Source organism: Sporomusa sp., from assembly GCF_057736855.1.
In genome coordinates this window covers 1-2498 of the sequence record NZ_JBYKYF010000380.1, presented here as the reverse complement: position 1 = coordinate 2498, position 2498 = coordinate 1, and the positions used below count along the sequence as shown (strand labels likewise).

Here is a 2498-nt window from a genome sequence, read left to right as displayed (position 1 = left end):
TATCCCCTGCTCCACTACACTTTATGCTTTACCCCAACATTTGACAAAGAACCAAAAATTTTTGAAAAGCAAATCTTACTTTATAAAGAGACAAAAATAAGGTAAGATGGTAGATAATAAGATTAATTTGGCAAAACGCCAAAGAAGAGGGGGCAAACCTATGGAACGAAAGCTTAGAGCAGCCCTATTGAATATTATTGCCGATTATAACGATATAGTTCGACAAATTAATGATGCACAAACACCCGCAAGTAAGGCACAATTCATTGCCCAACAAGAAGCACTGCACCGCGTTTTACAGCAATTTGCCCAGGCGGAATATATTGAATATGTGGATGGGCAGTGGCGGATAAAAATTATTGTGATGGAGCGGGGTTAATTTTTTGGCCGTATCTGAAAAAAGGTACGGCTTTTTTTTATAGTCCCCAAAGGCTTTTTTGAGGCTAGCCATTTCCCTTAACCAGGGGAGAAGGCTTGTAAGTCTATTATTTGTATAGCAGTGCTTGCGAAAAGATCCAGCAGTTTTGCCGGAGCTTTTTTCAGCCATAAGCTATGCTTTCCGTTACAGCACGAATTGCCAGTGAAGTTTCGCCTGACCAGTTCACTTGGCAAGTAGAATTGGTGTTAATTTGGCTTCCTGAGCTTGTGACGGACCAATATAATTGTTGCGGGCCATAGCTGCCAGTACTATCGCCTGACGCTGCTTAGCGGCCGCGAAATTGACATAAGGTGATGTAAGGGAAGGGGCATTAGGCAGTCCGGCCAACATGGCACACTCGGCCAAATTAAGGTGGAAGGGCGGTTTACCAAAATAAATGGCTGCAGCCTCACCAATACCATAAGCGCCAGATCCAAAATAGATGGTATTCAAATACATTTCGAGAATTTCTTCTTTGGAATAATACAGTTCCATAGCAATGGCGAGAACAAATTCTTCAATTTTGCGGACTAGTGTTCGATCCTGGGTTAGAAATAGATTTTTTATTAGTTGCTGTGTAATGGTACTGCCGCCTTCCTTAAATTCACCGGTTTGAATATTTACCAATGTTGCTCGAATAATACCTTCAATGTCAAATCCCATATGATGATAAAAGCGGCTATCCTCGACAGCGATAATCGCCTGTTGCATGGGCAATGGTATATCAGACAAGCGGACATAATTTTTTTTATCCAGTTTTGCCTCGACAGCGCTTTTGAGAAAAAAGATTCTATGTATTCGTTCCCAAGCGCTTTTGGCGTCAGTTACTATTTCAGCTGCACCTGTCGGCAATATATTTATTTTGGCTATCGATGACCGTAGCCAAACATCACCGCCGGCCCAGATAAAAGTGGCTGCAAATAATATGATTAATAATGCCACAACCCGTCCTATTCGTAAACGATACGTTTTCACCATATCACCCCCTAAAAAGGTTAGCTACTACAATATATTTTAGCATTTAATTATCCACTAGAGAATACAGTGTAAGTAGCAAAGGCAGAAGGTGGTGATAACTATGAGGATCATGGTGATGCGAGGCAAAAGATTACTGCATGCTATAGTATTTAGCATTGCGGTGGTAGTCTTAAATCTTTTGACATTACGTTACCTGGTAGTCGATGACATGGAAAATGTTAATCTGGCAATCCTCAGCGGTAAGATCATAGCTATTGATGCCGGTCATGGAGGAATTGATGATGGAGCCAAATGGAATGGTATTGAAGAAAAAAATATAAATTTGGCAATTGCCATTAAACTAGCGAACATCTTGACTGCCAATGGAGCAACCCCGGTGTTTACCCGTGATAGTGATATCGACTATTACACACGGGGGAAAGGCGGCAAACGCAATGACATCTTAAAAAGGGTTGAAATTATTGATAATTCCGGTGCTAGTGTTTTCGTTAGCATTCATTGCAATGCGATTAAAGGCGCAAATTGGTCAGGGGCCCAAGTATTTTATAATCCTAAGCATGCAGAGAATAAACAACTGGCTGAAATCATGCAGCAGGCACTCAGAAATTTTCCGCCTGGTAATAAACGTCAAGCCAAGCAGGATTCTGATATTCTTATATTGAAATCAGTTAATACACCGGGAGTATTAATCGAAGCCGGGTTCATCAGTAATCCCGCTGAAGCCACGCGATTAAACAGCGAAGCGTACCAGCAAAAGCTGGCTGAGTATATTGCTAAAGCGCTAGCGTATCATTTCAGCCAGAATGTGGGAAGATAAGAAACGCAATACTAGGAACAATAGAGGGAGAGATTCTATGGATAATTTGGTTGGCTGTGCGTTTATGCCGCATCCGCCACTGATGATCCCCGAAGTGGGAAAAGACGAATTGGCAAAGGTTAAAAATACAGTAGTAGCCGCTACTCAAGTGTCCGAAATGCTAAAAGAGGCGAATCCGCAAACGGTGGTTATTATTACTCCGCATGGACCAGTTTTTAAAGATGCTGTCACTGTCAGTATTCACCCCCGCCTTAGAGGCAGCATGGCACAATTTCATGCGCCTGA

The 2498-nt window shown here is 42.0% G+C and carries 4 protein-coding genes; 3 read left to right on the top strand and 1 reads right to left on the bottom strand.

The genetic code is table 11. The annotated features are described in order from the left end of the window. Positions 1-160 precede the first annotated feature (160 nt). Positions 161-379, top strand: coding sequence for a hypothetical protein (locus AC29Z1_RS16525; RefSeq protein ID WP_488272548.1), 219 nt, complete (start codon positions 161-163; stop codon positions 377-379). 222 nt (positions 380-601) lie between these two features. On the opposite strand, the gene AC29Z1_RS16520 is transcribed toward AC29Z1_RS16525, so the two are convergent. Further along, a complete protein-coding gene (locus tag AC29Z1_RS16520; RefSeq protein WP_488272547.1) occupies positions 602-1396 on the bottom strand; it encodes a transglycosylase domain-containing protein in 795 nt (264 codons plus the stop codon). A 100-nt stretch (positions 1397-1496) separates the two neighbouring features. On the opposite strand from AC29Z1_RS16520, the gene AC29Z1_RS16515 reads away from it, so the two are divergent. Continuing rightward, complete coding sequence (locus AC29Z1_RS16515; RefSeq protein WP_488272546.1) at positions 1497-2213, top strand: N-acetylmuramoyl-L-alanine amidase; 717 nt, start codon at positions 1497-1499, stop codon at positions 2211-2213. A 37-nt stretch (positions 2214-2250) separates the two neighbouring features. Further along, positions 2251-2498, top strand: a 248-nt coding sequence (locus tag AC29Z1_RS16510; protein WP_488272545.1) for a DODA-type extradiol aromatic ring-opening family dioxygenase, incomplete at its 3' end; no start/stop codon positions are given.

What these genes read in the sequence shown, in the direction of transcription:
- AC29Z1_RS16525 (WP_488272548.1), top strand. Translation starts at nt 161, where the DNA reads ATGGAACGAAAGCTTAGAGCAGCCCTATTGAATATTATTGCCGATTAT.
- AC29Z1_RS16520 (WP_488272547.1), bottom strand. Translation starts at nt 1,396, where the DNA reads ATGGTGAAAACGTATCGTTTACGAATAGGACGGGTTGTGGCATTATTA.
- AC29Z1_RS16515 (WP_488272546.1), top strand. Translation starts at nt 1,497, where the DNA reads ATGAGGATCATGGTGATGCGAGGCAAAAGATTACTGCATGCTATAGTA.